Here is an 18064-nt window from a genome sequence, read left to right on the forward strand (position 1 = left end):
GCCCCCGATGTACCAACTAAAAATGGGGTGGTGAGCACAGTAGGAGCATCCGCGCCCCCGATGTACCAACTAAAAATGGGGTGGTGAGCACAGTAGGAGCATCCGCGCCCCCGATGTACCAACTAAAAATGGGGTGGTGAGCACAGTAGGAGCATCCGCGCCCCCGATGTACCAACTAAAAATGGGGTGGTGAGCACAGTAGGAGTGGACCCCCGGGCCGTCCTTGAGGATCAGCCTCTCTCAAGGACGGCCCGGGCAGGATGGGCTACCAGATGTAGGGGATGAGGCGATAGCGGACGTGTGTCTTATAGTCGGCGTAGCCCTGGAGTTCTTGCTGCAGGGTGCGCTCCTCGAAGATGGCGCGGATAGCGATGCCGACGGTGAGGAGCAGGGCAGCCAGCAGGCCGAACCAGGAGCCGAGCAGCAGGGCGCTGCCGAGCAGCATGCAGAGGGCGGCCGCGTACATAGGATGGCGCACGTAGTGGTAGGGTCCGGTCGAGATCACGGTCTGGCCGCGCTCGTCCTGGATGCGCACCATGGGCGAGAGGAAGGAGTTCTCGCGGAAGGTGGCGAAGAAGAGCCAGAAGGACCAGAGCATGAGGAGCGTGCCCACGATCTGCAGCCAGAGCGGCATGTACGACCAGTGGAAGCGCACCGCGTCCAGCGGCATCAGGACCAGCCAGGCCAGAAAGGCCAGATAGAGGAAGCTCATGCCGATGCGGTCCCAGGACTTCTGTCCGGGATTTTTTGTTGCCATGCGCTCGCGCAGCAGTTCGGGGTTGTGGCGATAGAGCCAGGCGGTAAGCGCGAAGGTAAAGGCGAAGAAGAGCACGATAAAGGTCCAGCCAGCTGGCCAGGCCAGGGTACCCGCCGCCAGGAACAGCGGCACGCAAAAAAGCAGGACGAGATAGACCAGTTGGGCGGACAGCACTTTGAGATTGACCATGATGACACCACCTTTCCCTATTGCAAACAGGGCTGATGTATGATCGGATTGCTAGCCGGAATGCCGGACCCGCGACGAGACAAACCAGGCCCCGAGCGTTTCAGCATTTGTCAATATGAGCGAATTGGGAACCATGCCCAGGATACGTTCCAGGGCGGCGGTATAGGTAGCGATAGCCTCCTCGACACGCGCCATATCACCGCGCTCGGCATCGAACTCCAGCCACAGTTCACCCAGCGTATCTCCCAGGTCGGTCGCGATGGAAAGCACCAGCGAACTGAGCTGCTCTGAATATGGCACCCTGACCACGCCCTCCTTGATGCCCTGACGAATGAGCAATGAGAACAGGGGGGCCATGCGCCGCAGGCCGACCGCGCGCCACTTATGGCGTACAATAATGTTATCGTCGGCGTACCAGACACGCACGATTTCAAACAGCAGGTCCTTCTGATCGGTTTTATAGCGGTTGATGGCGTCAAAGAAATACAGGAAGCGAGCCAGGGCGGGCAGATTGGGATCCTCGACAATCGGGATCAGCCGCCGCTCCACCTCATCCAGCATGCGCTCAAGTAGTGCCTCCAGCACCTCCTGTTTTGAAGCGAAGTAGTGGTAGAAGGCCCCCTTCGAGATCTTGAGCTCGCCCACAATATCCTGGATCGTCATCTGCTCATAGCCCTGGCGATAGATCAACTGCTGAACCATGTCCAGGATGGCGTTGCGTCGCTGGGCGTATTCCTGTTCCTTGACCGTACGAACCATCAATTTTCCTTCTCTATTTAAAAACCGACCGAAGGTTTATCTTTGATATTCATAATAATAGCTCATGAATTGGTGACTGTCAATCTGATGGCTGTGTTTTTTCCGCTTTTGTTGTGTTCAGGAAGAATAGATATATATGTAAGGAATACTGAGCAAAGTTGAAGGAGAATTTGTTTGATGACAACCAGTTCGCCGCAGCCGACCGGGAAGTACGCAGCCGTTAATGGGATCAACCTGTATTACGAGGTGCATGGCACGGGGGAGCCGCTGGTCATGCTGCACGGTGGCTTTGGGACATTCGCCACGATGTACGCGGCGCTCTCGCCCGCGCTGGCGGAGACGCGGCAGGTGATCGGGGTCGATCTGTACGGGCATGGAGGCACGGTGCTGACCGAGCGTCCTATGAGCTTTGAGAGCATGGCTGACGATATCGCCGCTTTGATCACATACCTTGGATTTGAGAAGGCCGACGTCCTCGGTTTCTCGCTGGGAGGAGCCGTAGCGCTGCAGACCGCCATCCGGCATCCCGAGCGTGTCAGCCGACTGATATTGATCTCCACGCCTTGCAAGCGTGCTGGCTGGCATCCCGATATGCAGGAGGGCATGAAGTCCAACTCCGCCGCATTCTTCCGCAACACACCCATCTATGGCGCCTATGTCAGCGTGGCGCCGAAGCCAGACGACTTTGATCGCCTTGTCTCTGAGATGAATCACACGCTGGGAGAGGACTATGACTGGAGCGCGCAGGTGGCGGCATTGAAGATGCCCGTGCTGATCATCTCTGGTGACTCCGATGGAATGCCGCCCATGCACGCCGTCGAGTTTTTCAACCTGCTGGGCGGCGGTCTTAGGGACGCGGGTTGGGACGGCGCCAACATGGTCCCATCGCAGCTCGCCATTCTGCCCGGTGGCACCCATTACAACATCAACTTCCGCGTCGACCTGCTGCTGCCGGTGCTCACGCCATTTCTGGCGGGTGGCAAGGCGTAAATACTTTCAATGGGAACGTTCGCATTTGGGTACGTGTGTGCGACGTTGCGTGGGGGTACCATGTGGGGCGAGGTGTTACCCACGAGAAGCCGAACCGGCCGGGGACGTGGGCCGCAAAGCGGCCCGGTCGACCGTTGAAGGTCGACCCTACGATTACGTTTCTTTTTTAAGGGAACGTTTCGGGTATGGGGGCATTTCTTGTTGCGTTTCTCTTTGCAAAAATGTGAATGGCATCCCGCATCATCTGTGTATTACCTAAGGATCGGCTTTATGTGTTATACTTGCCGATGTATCGCTGCTTTAGGTAATATACAGCTTTTTTTGGGCGCAAGGAGTTTCCATGCCTCGACGTGCTTCCTATCTCCTGCTCTGGTCGGTCCAGGAACAGCGCTATACGCTCACCACTAGCAGCGCCGGGCGGGATCTGCGCGAGGATGTTGTTCCGGGTGAGGCGAGCTGGTTTGCCTGGCTGGAAGGTATCACGTCGTTCGCTTTTCGTGGTCAATCCGGTGCCCATTGTACTGTTCGCAAGGAAGCTGTGCAGGGCAATGGCTCCTACTGGTATGCCTATCGCTCTCTACAGCAGCGGACCGTGAAGCGTTACCTGGGACGGACCCGTGAGCTGTCGCTGGCACGCCTGGAACAGGTGGCGGAGAGCTTTAATGCCCTCGCGCAGCAGGCTACCGCCGCGCCAGCTGCGATTGATGAAGAGTTGCAGATGCTTCCGTCCCTGACCACACCTTTGCCACCACTCCTGCAATCCAAATTACAGCCGCCGCGTCTCTCCCAGATGCTGATTGAGCGTCCCCGACTGCATGAATGCCTGGATGGCTGGCAGGACTATAAACTTACCCAGATCGTAGCACCGGCCGGATCTGGCAAGACGACTCTGGTGAAGTCCTGGCTTGATCAGCGCGCCATCTCGCCACAGATCGCCTGGGTCTCGCTGGACGCCGGCGACAATGACCCTATCCGCTTCTGGCGCTACATCCTCACCGCCTGCCTGCCCTGGTCTGATGCCTCAAGCGGTCAGCAGGCCCTCTCGCTGCTGATGACCACCATTCAGCCCTCTTTACAGCCGGTCTCCTTAGAAAGGGTTCTGACACTCTTTCTTAATCCCATCGATCAACAGGTGCAGCACTATCTCTTGATTTTAGAGGATTACCATGTGCTGAGCACGCCACGCATCCATGAGAGTCTGGCCTTTTTGCTGGCGCACCTGCCGCAGAGGCTGCATGTGCTGCTGATATCGCGCCGGGAGCCGCCCATTGGGCTGTCTCGATTGCGCGCCAATGGCGAGCTCAATGAACTGCTGGCCGGCGAGCTGCGTTTTACCTATGAGGAGATGGAGGATTTTCTGCACCGTACGCTGCCGGTTCCGCTTGCGCCAGCGGTTCTGGAGCGGCTGGCGGCTCAACTGGACGGCTGGGCGGCGGGATTACGCCTGCTTTCGCTATCCTTACAGGGCAAGAAAACCATTGAGCAGATCGAGCCGGTGCTGGCGAACTTCCGTGGCAGCCAACCGTCGATCCACCAGTATTTTGTGGGTGAGGTATGGCAGGATCAGTCGGACGTGGTGCAGGATTTTCTGTTGCGTACCAGCCTGCTGACCCGGCTCAGTCCCTCGCTGTGCGAGGCGGTGACTGGCCGTAGCGATAGCGCGGCCTTACTGACGACGATCGAGCAGGCCAATCTCTTTCTGGAAGCGCTCGATGGCACGGGCGAGTGGTATCGCTACCATGGACTCTTCGCCGAGGCTATGCAGCATGAGGCACGGCGCCGCCTGAATGCCGCCACTATGCAAGAACTTTACTTGACGGCCAGCCACTGGTTTATGGAACATGGCCTGCTGGATGAGGCCGTTGAGGCGATGTTTCAGACCTCTGATAGCGAGCAGGTAGCACTGCTGCTTGAGCGCCACCTGAAAGTCCTGCGCTTCATCGATCCGCCCGAACTGCATACCTGGCGCCGCTGGTTTGAACGTTTGCCACAGCCGGTGCTCAAACGCCATCCCTTCCTCTGCTTTAGCTACGCGGTCGCTTTGATCTTCGGCCAGGATCGCCAGCCCCAGCCCCAACCCCCATCCACTCAGTTTGAGGAGTTCTTACAGCTAGCCGAGCAGGAGTGGCAGCGACAGCAGAATCTGGAGGGCCTGGGAGGGGTGCTGGCTATTCGTGCCCTGTTTAGCTTACAGTCGGGCAAACGCGTTCTCGCTCGCTCCTGGGCGCTGCAGGCGCTGGAGTGGCTGACGCAGGAAGACGCGCTCTGGCGCAACCTCTGCTTCATGGTCCTTGGCCTGGACGCGATCCAGCTGGGACAGGTCAAAGAGGCGGTACATGCCTTTGAGCAGGCGAGTACCTATTGGGGGAGAAGCAACAATACAGATGCCCGCGATGGCATGACGATTATGTTGGGACTGCTCTGTGTCGAGATGGGCGATTTAAAACAGGCCGCCTTTTACTATCGGCAACTGACCACTGATACCTCCCGCTCAGATCAGCATCCATTTACTCCTTTTATTCACCATGGGCTGGCTTTTCTCTATTATGAATGGAATATGCTGCATGAAGCTGCGCAACAGCTACAGCCCGGCACAGGTCAGCCTGAGTCGCCGGCTGATCTGCTGCGAGATATTCACGAGGCCATACAGGAACTGCTGCAGGCCCTGCTGCAGCATGGACGGGGAGAGACGCGGGCGGCTCTTGAGCGCCTGACAGACTATCTGCTGAACCATAAGCAGGCCATTGCTAATCCATTCTACACCTATGTCTATCAAGAGCTCATCAGCTGGATCGTGCGCCTTGCGTTGCTGCTGGGCGATTGCCCTCTGGCGCAGACGTGGCTGGATGATTTAACGCGGCATTATCAGCATACGGTCACCGCTACCGACATGCTTCTACTCGAAGCGCCGTCAGAGGCAGCCATCGTTGATCCCGCCTCAGGCTCTATTGACGAGCAGCCATGGCACGAAGACAGGCAGATAGCCCTGATTTTGCAGGAAAGCAAAGTCATGCTGGAAGCGCGTCTCTATCTGGCTCAGGGTCAGACTGAGTTGGCATTACAGATACTCAGCTCGCTGCTCGCCGCCGCCCATGAAGCAGGACGTGGACGGCATACGCTCCAGATCAGATTACTGCTGGCCCAGACTTATGTGGCGCGTAAACAGAGCGTTGAAGCTCGAGAGATGCTGCTGAGCGCGCTCAAACAGGGCTATGCCGGTGGTTATCAACGCCTGATCCTGGACGAAGGTGATCAGCTCTTCCTGCTCGTGCGCGATCTCTTACCCCAATTACTCGGACAGCCATTGCATAGCTATGCGCAATCCTTGCTGCGCGCCTTTGCCAGGAGCCGCCAGCAGGTTACCGTCACACCTATCAGCTCAACTATCTTTGAACCCCTCTCCAAACAGGAACAGAAGGTCCTGCGCCTCCTGATCACTGGTCGCTCGAATCCCGAAATCGCGCGTGAATTGATCGTCTCCGTCAATACTGTACGCACCCAGATTCAAAGTATTTATCGCAAGCTCCAGGTCAACAATCGCCAGGCTGCCAGCGCAGTCGCCCGCGAACTCAACTTACTGTAGAGTATACTTTCCATCGTATCATCCAATACCCACACCCAAAATTCACCCGGCGGCTCACGCATATGGATGATGTTTCTGCACCCGTTCGGACGCTACACTATCGCTATCAACAACGACAGAACGGTATGCATACATATGCATATTGGAAAGGTTTAAACGTATATGGTAAAAAATAATCCGGTTGTGGAGATAAAAAATGAAGAAACGGCCACAACGATGCCGATTATTACAGTGGACCGGCTGGTAAAACGCTATAAAAAAGCGGAACAGAACGCGGTTGATGGCATCTCCTTTGAGGTGCCGTCTGGAACCCTCTTTGCCTTGCTGGGTCCCAATGGCGCGGGTAAGACAACGGCGATCTCGATTCTGACAACCACGCTGGCCGCTACATCTGGAACGGTACGCATCGCGGGGTATGATCTGGCCACCCAGGCTCACCTGGTACGGCGCCAGGTCGGAATCATCTTCCAGCGTCCCAGCCTGGATCTCAATCTCACGGCCGAGGAGAATATTCGCCTGCACGCGACCCTGTATGGTCTCTATCCCTATCGACCATTTTTTCGCTGGATGCCGTCGGCTTATCGCACACAGGTGCAGGAACTGGCAAAACTGCTTGAGATCCAGGATAGTCTGTTTAAGCCGGTCAAGACTTTTTCGGGCGGCATGAAGCGCAAGTTAGAAATTGTGCGTAGTCTGCTGCATCGACCGGCTGTGCTGTTCCTGGATGAACCAACCACCGGACTTGATCCCGCCAGCCGCCGTGGTCTATGGGATTACCTGCGCCAGGTGCGCGCTGAGAATGGTACCACGGTCTTCCTGACCACACATTACCTGGAGGAGGCCGAAGGCGCGGACCAGGTCTGCATCATGAATCATGGCCGCATCATCAGCAACGGCACTCCCGAGCAGCTCAAAGCCGACCTGGCTCCCTCCACACTGACCATTGGCGCCCAGAACCGGGACCAGTTGCGTAGCGAACTGCAACATCTGGGACAGGCCTTCAAAGAAAAAGAAGATGCACTGTTTACCCTGACCATTGCCAATGAGCAGGTCCACCAGGTACTACACCAGATCCAGACGCCGCTTACACTGGTCAAAACACAATCCCTCACCCTTGAGGACGCCTACCTGCGCATCACGCAACAAGAGATGTAAGCCGCGCAACGGTCGAGCACCCGTTACGCGCCACATAAACAAATGGGAGTTATCCTTATTCATGCAAAACATAGCACAACAGTCCAGGCATGAGCAGGCTGGACGCATCAACATTACCTGGAACGCCATCTTAACTATTGCTGGACGCGACGTAACGCGCTTTGTGCGCGAGCCCATCCGTCTGATCTTTACCTTTCTGCTGCCCCTGATCCTGGTTGGAGGTTTGTCTGGACCCCTGCAAAGCAACTTCGGCCAGGCGGCGGGCTATAATCTGATGACCTTTAGCATGACCGGCCTGCTGGCGATGTCGCTCTTTCAGACCGTCATGACCGGACTCACCTCCCTGATCGAAGACCGCACCAGTGACTTCAGTCAGGAGATGTTTATCGCCCCCATCTCGCGCTACGCCATCGTCTTTGGCAAGATTATGGGCGAATCGCTGGTCGCTCTGATACAGGCCGTCGTCCTGGTTGCCCTGGGAGCCCTCGTCTTCGGCGTTCCCATCTCCCTTTTTACCCTGCTGATGATCCTGCCCGTCTCACTGATCATCTGCTTATTAGGAGGATCCTTTGGCGTTCTGCTCACCTCGCTCTTCAGCAAGCAGAGCACCGCCAACATGGTCATCCCATTCTTCATCTTCCCCCAATTCTTCCTGGCCGGCGTCTTTCTACCCGTGCGCAACCTACCCTGGTACCTGGACATCCTCTCCAAAATCCTGCCTTTACGCTATGCCGTTGATCTTGCCCGTAGCATCTTTTACGCCGGCCGCCCCGAATATAACCAGATCGTTCTGCTCAACCCGTTCATCAACCTGATCGTCATCGCCATTCTCTTTGCCATCTTCCTGATCATCGGCACTATCCTCTTTGTCCGTAGTGAACACAACCGCTAGAGCGGGTGATGGAGCAGACGCAGCGATCGTCGGCGGTCGCGGTGGTATGCCACCACGACCGCCGACGAGTCGGGGCAAGCCCGGCGACAAACAAAGCCGGGGCGAGCCCGGAAGTCGGGGCAAGCCCGACACCTACCCGATGAGGGAGACCGAGAAGTTGAGGGTGGTGCCGGTGACGCGATAGGAGGCGACGCCACCGCTGCCATGTGAGTAATGGACGTAGCGGTTGCCGGAATTCGAGGTGCCAAGGATAGCGTTGACGTGAGGCCGCACCAGCGCTCCATCAGGGATGCCGAGGGAATCGAGATCGATGGTGCGCTCCTGACCAACGGGATAGTTGTCGGTGCCACCGGCGCTGCCTGTCTCACCGGTATCAGGATTCAAATACTCGACGGAGTAGTTCATCACAAAGGCTGCACTATTGTACGTGGATATCTTCTGCACCGTCTGGGCATGGGCCGCCAGTTCACGCAGGACCTGCAGGCGCTGGCTCGACATGCGCTCGTGAGCCCCCACCGTCCCGCTTAAGAGAACCATGCAGGAAAAGCCGCATAGCAGAACGCACAGTAACTTGTAAGCTCCGTGAAAACGCATCTCTTTCTCCTTTTTACGTTAATAAATGTAGAGATGGTAGATCATCTCTACATTTATTATAAAAAGCGATGCTAATTGTTTTATTTATGTATACACACAAAACAGTTTAATGCGTGCTATTGCGGCAGATTATGCTTCCGGTTGCCGGGATGCTTGATCGCCACGGCGTACCAGCCAGGCCCGCAGCGAGGGCATATGGTCCTCGTAATGCTTGTAGGAGCAGCCGGAGAAGATCTGCCAGGGGACCCAGTCGGCGGGCATATGCTGGAAGCGCCGGGGATCATGGAAATCCTCCTCGTCCAGGTCTTGGACCTCCTGGAGGAACTGCGCGTAGATTTTTTGCTCGTCCGCCAGCACTTCCTGCAGTGAGCGAGCCTCGTTCTGCTGGTAGACGACCTCGTTGCGCTCGTCCTCCGACACCTGCCACAGTGGGGAACCCGCAAAGATGTGCGAGCGCATGACGGGCACCATCTCGTGCTCGCTCCAGGCCACGTGTGCTACCACATCCTTGACCGACCATTTGCCGGCCGCGCCCGACAGCAGCATCTCCTCCACATCGAAGCGTGCCAGCAGCGCCTCCCACTCCGCGCGCTGCTCCAGCAGTGTCGCCACAAATGTTGCTTTATCCATGCTGAAATCCATCCTTTCATGTGTGCCAACTAACAAATGACGCCTTCGATATATCTATGCCCACTTTATCACCAAAAGCGGAAATTTTGCGTCCCAATTGCGCATCGTTTGGTGAGGCGAAGGATCGTGCGCGAAGGAGGGGTAATCGGACGCGAGGTCCGAACGTACGGGGGGACGAAAGGGGGAGGGAGCGCGAAAAGCCGGTTGGTTTGCGTTTTTTGTTGTGTATAAGCTTTGCAATAAATGGGATGGAAAGGATTTCCGATCATTATGCGCCACTTGAAGGTTTTATTTTCTAGTTCTGGTCGCGTCCACGTTATTTTTTTGTTGATGGTGGTAGTTTGTGTGGCTTCGGTTTTGTTGGGGGCGAGCAGCGCGTCCGAGGCCGCGCCGGCGCGTTCGTCAGCGCCCGCCCGGGGGGAGCCGCACGCCAGTACCGTGGGGCCGCAGCATGCACAGGCGAAGGAGAAGCAGCAGATGCTGGCGCCGCGCGCCAGGTATAGCGGTACCAGCGTGGTATTTGTTCATGGTTTGAATGGGGGTGAGGGTCTGCTGGGATCAGCTCCCAACGGCAGCGGAACGATGCCGGAGTGTGATACGTATTGGAGCGATGCCGCCGGCTTTCTGGCCAACCGCTGGCAGGGTGATTTTCGGCAGATCAGCTATTATAACAGGGAGGTAAAGCCGGACGGCTCCCAGTGCGCCAGCAACGGCAACGAGGAGCGGTCTGTTAGCCACTACACGGCCGACCTGCACGATCCGCTGTATCGCGTCCACTGTGTCGGCATGGGCAACACCAATGACGGCACCAACAACGAGAGCCTCGACCACGTCAGTTGCCTGTTTGGCTGGTACCTCTATTACAATTTCGGGCAGCGCAACTGGTCGGAGATCCTGGTTGGCCATAGCATGGGTGGGCTGATCATCCGGCACACAATGGAACTGGCCGAGCAGCATATACCCTGGATGCCTCCCACCATCGGGGCAGTTACCGATGCCATTACCTTTGATACGCCCCACAATGGTGTCCTGGGGGCCTCTCTGGCCTGCGGCAACTGCACGCAGGGGCGGCAGATGAACTGGAACAGTGCTTTCATGCGTGACCTGAGCGCCAATGCCCGGCATCCCAACAGCGGCGGCACTACCGACTGGACCATTGTCGGCAGCCACTGCGATACCCTGGTCGGCAATAGCGCGCTCATGATGAACGCCAACCACAAAGTGTGGTATGAAAGCTCTTCCACCGGCTCCTGTTACAACCACGGAGGCGCCCTGCATGATCCCTCGACCGTACTGAATGCCCCGGTCAGCTACTGTGATACTGGCGATGTTTCCGGCAACACCTGTGCCTTCGACGACGGGCATGGCCAGGGACCGGGCTGGCTCTACGAAGGTGCTTATCCCCATGGGTTGCTTGAAATGTTCAACGCCCTCGCCAGTTATTCCTGGTAGGTAGGAGTGTCACCTCCATAGGTTCGGCCCTTGCGGCCAATACTTTCAACTTTAGCGCAAGCAACAAGAAAAATGACGAGAGTACGTGCGGGGCTTGCCCCCGCTTCCTTGCTTCCCAAGAAGAAAAGCATCTTCAAAGCGACCAGGAACGGTTGCATGCGATGCATCGCATTCTGTTTGTTGCTTTTTCGAGCGGCGAGCAAGCAAGCGGGGGCAAGCCCCGCACGTACTGTGGTCTTTTCTCGTTTTGCACGATCTTAAGTTGAAGGTATTGGTCCTTGCGGCCGATTTTCGCGTAGCGACCTCGTGCCAGGGCGCCCAAGTTTCCCCCAACGGCAACCACCTGCCCTGCGACCGTGGTGTCAACGCGAAAGCGCGCCACCCGTGGCACGCACGTTGCTCTGGAAAGGATCCCGTGTTGAAGGGGACGTGATTGTGCGTGGAGGGGAAATCGGACGCGAGGTCCGAACTTATGGTATACTGTAGATCTATTCTAGAGATGAAAGGAGGGTGTATATATGATGGATACGATGTTTGATGAGAAGAGGGGGGGCACATCCTTTCGGCGGTAGGTGTGGTGATTGACGACGCATGTAATGCTTCGATTTTTCCTATAGTCTTAGGTGCGCTCGTTCACCGATTCGATGCTTGCCTGTGTTTTCTCCGCTGATTGATGGATGGTTTGCGGGCTTATCCACCCCTGTGCATTTTTCCCCTCTTGATAATGATTCCGCATATGTTTTTTTTCGCAAGCAGGCAGGCAAAATTAAGAAATGAGAAGAATTGATGCAAGAACAGACACGTACATTGGCCCCTTTTTATGAGGGGTGGGATAACTATCAACGGTTGCTGGCGCAAGTGCTGACGCCGTTGACGCTGGAACAGCTTGATTTGAAGGCGGCGCCGCATCTGCGTTCGATCGGGGTGATCGCGCGACATATTATCGGTGCGCGCGCCCGCTGGCTCTATTATGTGCTGAGAGAGGAGCGCGAGGACCTGCTGGAACTGGGCAAGTGGGATGATAAGGATCAGCCCGCCCGGTCGGGCGAGGAACTGGCGCAGGGTCTGCGAGACACGTGGCAGGTGCTACATGATGGTCTGCGGCGCTGGACGATCGCTGACATGGAGGATATCCTGCGCGACTCTGATGAGGAGGCAGGACTCGAGGAGACCTTTACGCGGCAGTGGGTCATCTGGCATCTCATCGAGCACGACCTGCATCACGGCGGCGAGATCTCATTCGCCCTGGGCATGCATGGTTTGCCGGCCATCGATTTGTAAATCGGACACGAGGCCCGAACATATGGCGAGCGTGGTCGTGCGTCGAGAGGGAAATCGGACGCGAGGCCCGAACATATGTGGTTAGTCGTAGTAGGCGGGAGCGGTCTTTAGGGTTTTCCACTGCTCGCCGTCGTGGCCGAAGATGACGAGGGAGGCGTGTTCCTCTTCGGCCACGTTTAGCAGCTTGCGCGTGCTGGCGCGCAGCTGCTCCTCGTTCTCATCCAGTCGGGATGCGGAGCGTTCGGGCGTGAAGACAGACTGCATGATGACCGCGTCGATGGTCAGCAGAACGGGACCTGTGTGGGGCAGGCGCAGCAGGACCGACTGATGGCCGGTGGTATGGCCGCTTGTCTCCAGCAGTGTCAGGCCGGGGGCCAGTTCGGTATCGCCATCGACCAGGCGGTAGCGCAGGTCCGGGTGATCCCAGTGGGCGCGTGCGGGCGCGAAGCGTGGATGGCCTCGCCGCGCCATCTCATAGTGGGCGCGCTGGACGATTAGTTCCGCCTGCGTGAAGGCATCGTGGTAGCCGGCGTGATCGATGTCGAAATGGGTACAGATCAGCATGTTGATGTCATCAGGAGAGAGGCCTAGATCAGCCAGGTGGGACAATACATTCTTCTCCTGCTGCGGCGCGGGAGCTCCGGCGGGCCGGGGAACGTCGGCCGGCAAGCCACTATCGATCAAGACATGAGTTCCATCGCTCATCTCGATGAGATAGCAGCCCATCACCATCTCCAGCGTACGCCCGGCGACCGGGATGCTGGAATACGAGAGGGGAAAGAGATAGAGCTTGTGTGGCGTGGCGGTATAGGTTGTCATACGGCAAGCGAACCTTTCTGTGATTGGCATCAATCGATGCCGCGATAGCTTCAAAGGGGTTCCATAGTGCTCATAAAAGAGTATAGTCGGGTGGGGGGTGTGGAAACCGTAAAGATGATTACAGACAAGAAACGTGATTTGTGCTATGGTTGTGGTAGAGATGATGTTGGCATGGGAAGCCGGGGCAAGCCCGGCGCCTACGGTCGGAAGCGGGGGCAAGTCCCGCATGTACTGTGGCCTTCTCCCGTTTTGCACGTTCTTAAATTGAACGTCTTAGGGGCAAGCCCGGCAGCTACGGCCAGGGGGTCAAGTGATCATCCTTCATGAAAGGGACGGTATCGTAGAGGTTGAGTTGGGAGGCCGCGCTAACGTCGTCGGCGAAGCCTTTGGCGCGTAGCTCGCGGCCGCTGCCACAGTCCCAGATCAGGCTTGCGATGCGGTTCTGCGCATGGATGAAGGCACCCGCGCACACCTCGGCCTCCGGTGATTTTTCGTGGGAGAGATACGACAGGATAGCGCCCGCGCCCAGGTAGTCCTCGATGGCGAAGCGCAGCTCTCCATCCTCTGATGGCGTCTGCCAGCGCTCACCGCAGGCGATGACGGTAACGTTGAGATCATGCTGCTCAAGGAGTGTGGAGATGGCGCGGGCGCTGGCCCGCGCATTGACGAGGCCGCCCACGAAGAGATAGGGGACCTGGCGCGCATAGCGGCTGCAGGTAGCCCCATTGGGTGAGGATAGCACCACCCGCGTGCCCGGCTCGATCTGTTGAAAGGTCGAAGGGGAGAGGGAGAAGCGACCCCTGGTTGGGACCTCGTGACGGTTGACGGCGACCTCGGCACCGATGCTGCGCGCGAAGAGGGCCGGATCATCCTCGTGGATAGGATAGGGATAGATGATCCCGCCGTAATGGAGCGCGGTCACCGTGGCCGTCGCAAAGCTCAATGTATCCACTATCACCAGTATATCGCCTCGCATGGAAGCCATATGGGTACCACGGCGCCCCCAGTCAAAACGGCAACGATAGGGCTGTTGAGTATACATGATTAAAGTCCCTTTCATCAGCATGTAGCGGAACACGTGCGTATAGAAGCGTTCGCCAGTATAACATAAGGCTGTATTTTCGGGTAGTCGCTTCAGATGCCGATCTTACCGAAGATATGCTTGACAAAAGCAATTAAATAGTTGATACTGGCAAGTAGATAGTTGCTTTTGTCAAGCAAAGAGGTGAAGTATGGTACCTGAGGATATTGATGAGCGAATCGGTATTGTGCGGCATTTTAATCGGTCGTTTACGCGGCAGATAGGAGTGTTGCGTGAGGGGTTATTGCATAGTCCCTATACGTTGACGGAGGCGCGTATTTTGTTTGAGCTGGCGCATCGTGAGCAGACCACGGCCTCGCAACTGGGACGCGAGCTAGGGCTTGATCCCGGCTATCTCAGCCGCACGCTGGCGCAGCTGGAGCAGCGCGGTCTGACCGAGAAGAGGCGATCCGATAGCGATGGGCGTCAGTTCTGGTTATCGTTGACGGAGGATGGGCGTGATGCCGCGCAACTGCTTGATCAGCGCTCGCGTGACGAGGTGGCAGAGATGCTGCATGGTTTGAGCGAGGGGGAGCAGCAGCGTTTGTTGAAGTCCATGCAGGAGATCGAGGGCATCCTCACGAAGGGCTTCAAGTTTTCCGAGCCGTTTGTGCTACGTTCGCATCAGCCGGGTGATATGGGCTGGGTGACGCACCGGCACGGCGTACTGTATGCACAGGAGTATGGCTGGGACGAGCGCTTCGAGGCGCTGGTGGCCCAGATCGTGGCCGACTTTGTCAACAACTATGATCCCAACTACGAGCACTGCTGGATCGCCGAGATGCAGGGGGAGATCGTCGGCTCCGTCTTCCTGGTCCGGGGTGATGAGGGAGTGGGCAAGCTTCGATTGCTGCTGGTCGAGCCGAGAGCCCGTGGACTGGGTCTGGGCAGCCACCTGGTCGAGGCCTGTATCCGCTTCGCGCGCCAGCACGGCTACCACAAGATCCAGCTATGGACCAACAGCGTCCTGCTGGCGGCGCGGCACATCTATCAGAAGGCCGGCTTCAAACTAATCGCCGAAGAGCCGCACCACAGCTTTGGTCAGGATTTGATCGGCGAGACGTGGGAATTAATCTTGTAACAGCGAGGTATGCGGTCGCCGCGCGGGAAGCGCCCGCAAGGGGCGCACCTACGGTGATGGGAACGATGATGGTTTCACCACGCGGAACGAGAGATGGGTGGCGCCCGGGGTTTCGAGGGTGCGAATGCGTTCCAAGTGGATGGGTGTGGGGCCGAGGTGGTCGAAGAGGCGTATGCCCTCTCCCAGCAGGACGTGGGCCACGGCCATGTTGATCTCTTCGAGCAGGCCGGCCTTTAGGGCCTGTTGGACCGAACTGGCGCCATGCAGGGCGATCTGTTTCTCGCCCGCTATCTCCTGGGCCTGTTGTATGGCGCTCTCGATGCCGTCGGTGACAAAGTAAAATTGCGTCTTGCCCTTTTTCACAGGTTCACGCGCCTGTGATTGCAGAACGATCACAGGCCACTCGGGCGCCGTGCCATCGGGGAAGACCCAGCCATTATCGTTGTCGATCTGATCGAAGCTGCGGTGCCCCATAATGACCGCGCCGGTCTCATTGAGCGGATCGCCCGATACTTCGTATAGTCTATCCCAGGCATGGGAGAACCAGGCGAAGACTTCTGCGGGATCATCATTTTTGTCGGCGATGAAGCCGTCCAGGGAGACCGAAAGGCCAAACATGACTTTTCCCATTGTGTGCTCCTTTCCAGGTGTGTTTTGTGGTTGATACGGTGTTGTATGGATAGCATATACCAGGAGGGGCGAAAAAACTTCTTTGATCTTGCTGTGTTTTGCGGGTTGGGGAGAAATCGGCCGTAAAGGCCGAACCTACGGGGTGTGTTTTGCGGGTCGAGGGATGAGATTGCTACGGGTTTCCAACAGCATATACAATACCTTTGTCTTCTTGTTGTTTATCTTCGATCGTAAAACTGTTGAGTATGCATTGATACAAAAGGCGAAACACGATGGACAAAATCCAGCAACATAATAGGCAGAAGAAGCGGGGGCCCGATGGAATAGCCGCAAAGAGGTATACTCCTGAAACAATCTTTACCTCTTTACCAGATAGCACCATTGTCTGTGATCAGGAAGGGATCATACTTCGCATCAATACGGAGGCGCAGAAGCTTTTTGAAATACCTTCTGAGGACCAGGTGCGAGGAAAAAATGTTTACGCATTTCTTGAGCAGTATGGAATGTATGATGAACAACAACGACCGCTCTCCTCAAAACAATGGCTTACGTACTCCCCGATCCAGCAAGAGATAACATGCAGGCCACCAGAAACATATATGACGCTTGAGACCCCTTCCGGGCAAAGGGTCGCAGAGACAATGTCCTGCTCTTCTCTCCAGGATGAGCAAAAACAGGTCTGCGGGATGGTCATTGTCTTCCATGAGATTTCGAAGCGATATCAGCAAGCCCTTCATCTCCGACGCGTCCTCGAGGCAGTGCTGACACTGACACAAGCGATTGCCCACCTCCCTGAGCGCCTTCCTCAGCAGGTTGCTGGCACTTCAACTGATGGATCCCTTTTTTTCTCTCCCCCGGTTATCTTCGTGGCCCAGCAACTGGTACATGTGATCCGCCAGGTGGTCGGTTGTCACGGGGCGTTTCTGAAAGTGCTGCGATGGCCAGAGGGATGTGTATATTATGTCGCGGGCAGTGGTTTCACCCCTGAACAAGAAGAATCTGAACGGGCGACGGGTGGACTGATCACGCTATTCGATGTCTACGAGAAAACAGTAGTGAAGCGTCTCTTCGAGAAGAAGGAGGTCATCCTCCGTGGCGACCGCGTACGTCACCCACATGGTTACACTGATTTTTCCTCTGAGAGTCTTCTGCTGGTCCCTTTGTTTCTTGAGAAACGACTCGCTGGAGTACTCGTTATCATGAAAGCGGGGGTGACGAGTATCTATACACCGGAGGAGATTGACCTGGTGAAAGCGCTCGCAACACAAGCGCTGTTAGTGATAAAATACCTCAGCCATATATATGAGCAGGTAGAGACGCACACGAGAGAAATTGCGCTGCAGGAAATGCACCAACTAAACCAGGACTTCCTGGTCCTCGCCAGTCACGAATTGCGCACCCCTCTCACCGGAATCTTAGGCAACCTCCAGTTAGCCCAGCGCCGGCTAGAGACGCTCACACATCAGGACGCAGCCCAGGAGCAAGATGTCAGCGATTCTGTAGCGCAGGCTCAGCAACCTTTAGCCTCTGCTACACAAAGCGCCCGGCTTCAGCAGCGGATGATCAACGACATTATCGACGATGCGCGTATTCAGGCGAACCAACTTGAGCTACGGCTGAAACGCTGCAACTTGCTTGCGCTCCTCAAAACAGTTATTGGCGCACAAAAAGTGATACCCAGGCACAGGCTTGTTTTTGAAAAGAAGACAACGGCCCGGGAGGTCCCCGTTCTCGCAGATGTCGAACGGGTTACGCAGGTATTCAATACCTTTCTGACCAATGCCTTCATATATTCACCTGAGGGCACCCCTGTGACGGTACAATTAGCGGTTGAGGATGCAACCGCGCGGGTTTCGATTTACAACGAAGGAGCAGGCATCCCTTTCGAAGAGCAACAGCATCTCTGGGAGCGTTTCTACCGTACGAAGGGATATGCGGTTCAGCAAGAACTGGATTTAAGTTTAGGGTTAGGACTCTATCTTTGCCGGGCGTTTATAGAGCGTCAAGCGGGCAGCGTTGGCATGCAGAGCGAGCCGGAGCAGGGGGCGACCTTCTGGTTCACGTTGCCCATTGCCGCAAAAGAGTAGGAATGCCTTAGAGTATCTCTCTCTTGATTTCCCCGTTAGCAGAAAGATAGGGATGGTGGTCTTGAGTGACGTGGATATGAGCTG

Annotated in this window: 15 protein-coding genes; 8 read left to right on the forward strand and 7 right to left on the reverse strand. The window is 56.5% G+C overall.

Annotated features, from left to right (window positions below):
- Positions 1–265 precede the first annotated feature (265 nt).
- Together AABA21_RS36795 and AABA21_RS36800 are read right to left on the reverse strand one after the other, a co-directional pair.
- The gene (locus AABA21_RS36795) at positions 266–946 is read right to left on the reverse strand and encodes a methyltransferase family protein (RefSeq protein ID WP_338257861.1); all 681 of its coding nucleotides are present in this window, start codon (positions 944–946) and stop codon (positions 266–268) included.
- A gap of 51 nt (positions 947–997) precedes the next feature.
- On the reverse strand, positions 998–1705 hold the full coding sequence (locus tag AABA21_RS36800; protein ID WP_338257863.1) for a TetR/AcrR family transcriptional regulator: 708 nt from the start codon (positions 1703–1705) through the stop codon (positions 998–1000).
- A 177-nt stretch (positions 1706–1882) separates the two neighbouring features.
- Between AABA21_RS36800 and AABA21_RS36805 the strand changes: the two genes are divergently transcribed.
- The 4 genes from AABA21_RS36805 to AABA21_RS36820 all read left to right on the forward strand — a co-directional run bounded on the left by AABA21_RS36805 (position 1883) and on the right by AABA21_RS36820 (position 8325).
- Positions 1883–2695, forward strand: coding sequence for an alpha/beta fold hydrolase (locus AABA21_RS36805; protein ID WP_338257866.1), 813 nt, complete (start codon positions 1883–1885; stop codon positions 2693–2695).
- Positions 2696–3035: 340 nt separating this feature from the next.
- Positions 3036–6278: a winged helix-turn-helix domain-containing protein gene (locus tag AABA21_RS36810; RefSeq protein ID WP_338257867.1), complete on the forward strand. Its 3243-nt coding sequence runs from the start codon at positions 3036–3038 to the stop codon at positions 6276–6278.
- A gap of 216 nt (positions 6279–6494) precedes the next feature.
- Positions 6495–7433: an ABC transporter ATP-binding protein gene (locus tag AABA21_RS36815; protein ID WP_420917249.1), complete on the forward strand. Its 939-nt coding sequence runs from the start codon at positions 6495–6497 to the stop codon at positions 7431–7433.
- A gap of 61 nt (positions 7434–7494) precedes the next feature.
- Entirely contained in the window at positions 7495–8325 is an 831-nt protein-coding gene (locus tag AABA21_RS36820; protein WP_338257870.1) for an ABC transporter permease, read from the forward strand.
- 132 nt (positions 8326–8457) lie between these two features.
- On the opposite strand, the gene AABA21_RS36825 is transcribed toward AABA21_RS36820, so the two are convergent.
- Both AABA21_RS36825 and AABA21_RS36830 read right to left on the reverse strand, forming a co-directional pair.
- Positions 8458–8919, reverse strand: a complete 462-nt coding sequence (locus tag AABA21_RS36825) for a hypothetical protein (protein WP_338257871.1) — start codon at positions 8917–8919, stop codon at positions 8458–8460.
- A 129-nt stretch (positions 8920–9048) separates the two neighbouring features.
- Complete coding sequence (locus AABA21_RS36830; protein ID WP_338257872.1) at positions 9049–9549, reverse strand: DinB family protein; 501 nt, start codon at positions 9547–9549, stop codon at positions 9049–9051.
- A 345-nt stretch (positions 9550–9894) separates the two neighbouring features.
- On the opposite strand from AABA21_RS36830, the gene AABA21_RS36835 reads away from it, so the two are divergent.
- Together AABA21_RS36835 and AABA21_RS36840 are read left to right on the forward strand one after the other, a co-directional pair.
- Positions 9895–11001: a hypothetical protein gene (locus AABA21_RS36835; RefSeq protein ID WP_338257873.1), complete on the forward strand. Its 1107-nt coding sequence runs from the start codon at positions 9895–9897 to the stop codon at positions 10999–11001.
- Between the two features lie 786 nt (positions 11002–11787).
- On the forward strand, positions 11788–12282 hold the full coding sequence (locus AABA21_RS36840) for a DinB family protein (protein ID WP_338257874.1): 495 nt from the start codon (positions 11788–11790) through the stop codon (positions 12280–12282).
- An 81-nt stretch (positions 12283–12363) separates the two neighbouring features.
- Here AABA21_RS36840 and AABA21_RS36845 read toward each other — a convergent pair whose 3' ends face one another.
- Together AABA21_RS36845 and AABA21_RS36850 are read right to left on the reverse strand one after the other, a co-directional pair.
- Complete coding sequence (locus tag AABA21_RS36845; protein WP_338257875.1) at positions 12364–13101, reverse strand: N-acyl homoserine lactonase family protein; 738 nt, start codon at positions 13099–13101, stop codon at positions 12364–12366.
- Positions 13102–13393: 292 nt separating this feature from the next.
- Positions 13394–14143 (reverse strand): 2-phosphosulfolactate phosphatase, encoded by a 750-nt coding sequence (locus tag AABA21_RS36850; RefSeq protein WP_338257876.1) that lies wholly within the window; start codon positions 14141–14143, stop codon positions 13394–13396.
- A 190-nt stretch (positions 14144–14333) separates the two neighbouring features.
- Between AABA21_RS36850 and AABA21_RS36855 the strand changes: the two genes are divergently transcribed.
- Positions 14334–15263, forward strand: a complete 930-nt coding sequence (locus tag AABA21_RS36855; RefSeq protein ID WP_338257878.1) for a bifunctional helix-turn-helix transcriptional regulator/GNAT family N-acetyltransferase — start codon at positions 14334–14336, stop codon at positions 15261–15263.
- 48 nt (positions 15264–15311) lie between these two features.
- On the opposite strand, the gene AABA21_RS36860 is transcribed toward AABA21_RS36855, so the two are convergent.
- Positions 15312–15893 carry a dihydrofolate reductase family protein gene (locus tag AABA21_RS36860; RefSeq protein WP_338257880.1) on the reverse strand — a complete coding sequence of 194 codons (582 nt, stop codon included), beginning with the start codon at positions 15891–15893 and terminating at the stop codon, positions 15312–15314.
- A 272-nt stretch (positions 15894–16165) separates the two neighbouring features.
- On the opposite strand from AABA21_RS36860, the gene AABA21_RS36865 reads away from it, so the two are divergent.
- On the forward strand, positions 16166–17980 hold the full coding sequence (locus tag AABA21_RS36865) for a sensor histidine kinase (protein WP_338257882.1): 1815 nt from the start codon (positions 16166–16168) through the stop codon (positions 17978–17980).
- The last annotated feature ends 84 nt before the right edge of the window (positions 17981–18064 follow it).

This window comes from Dictyobacter halimunensis (assembly GCF_036245075.1).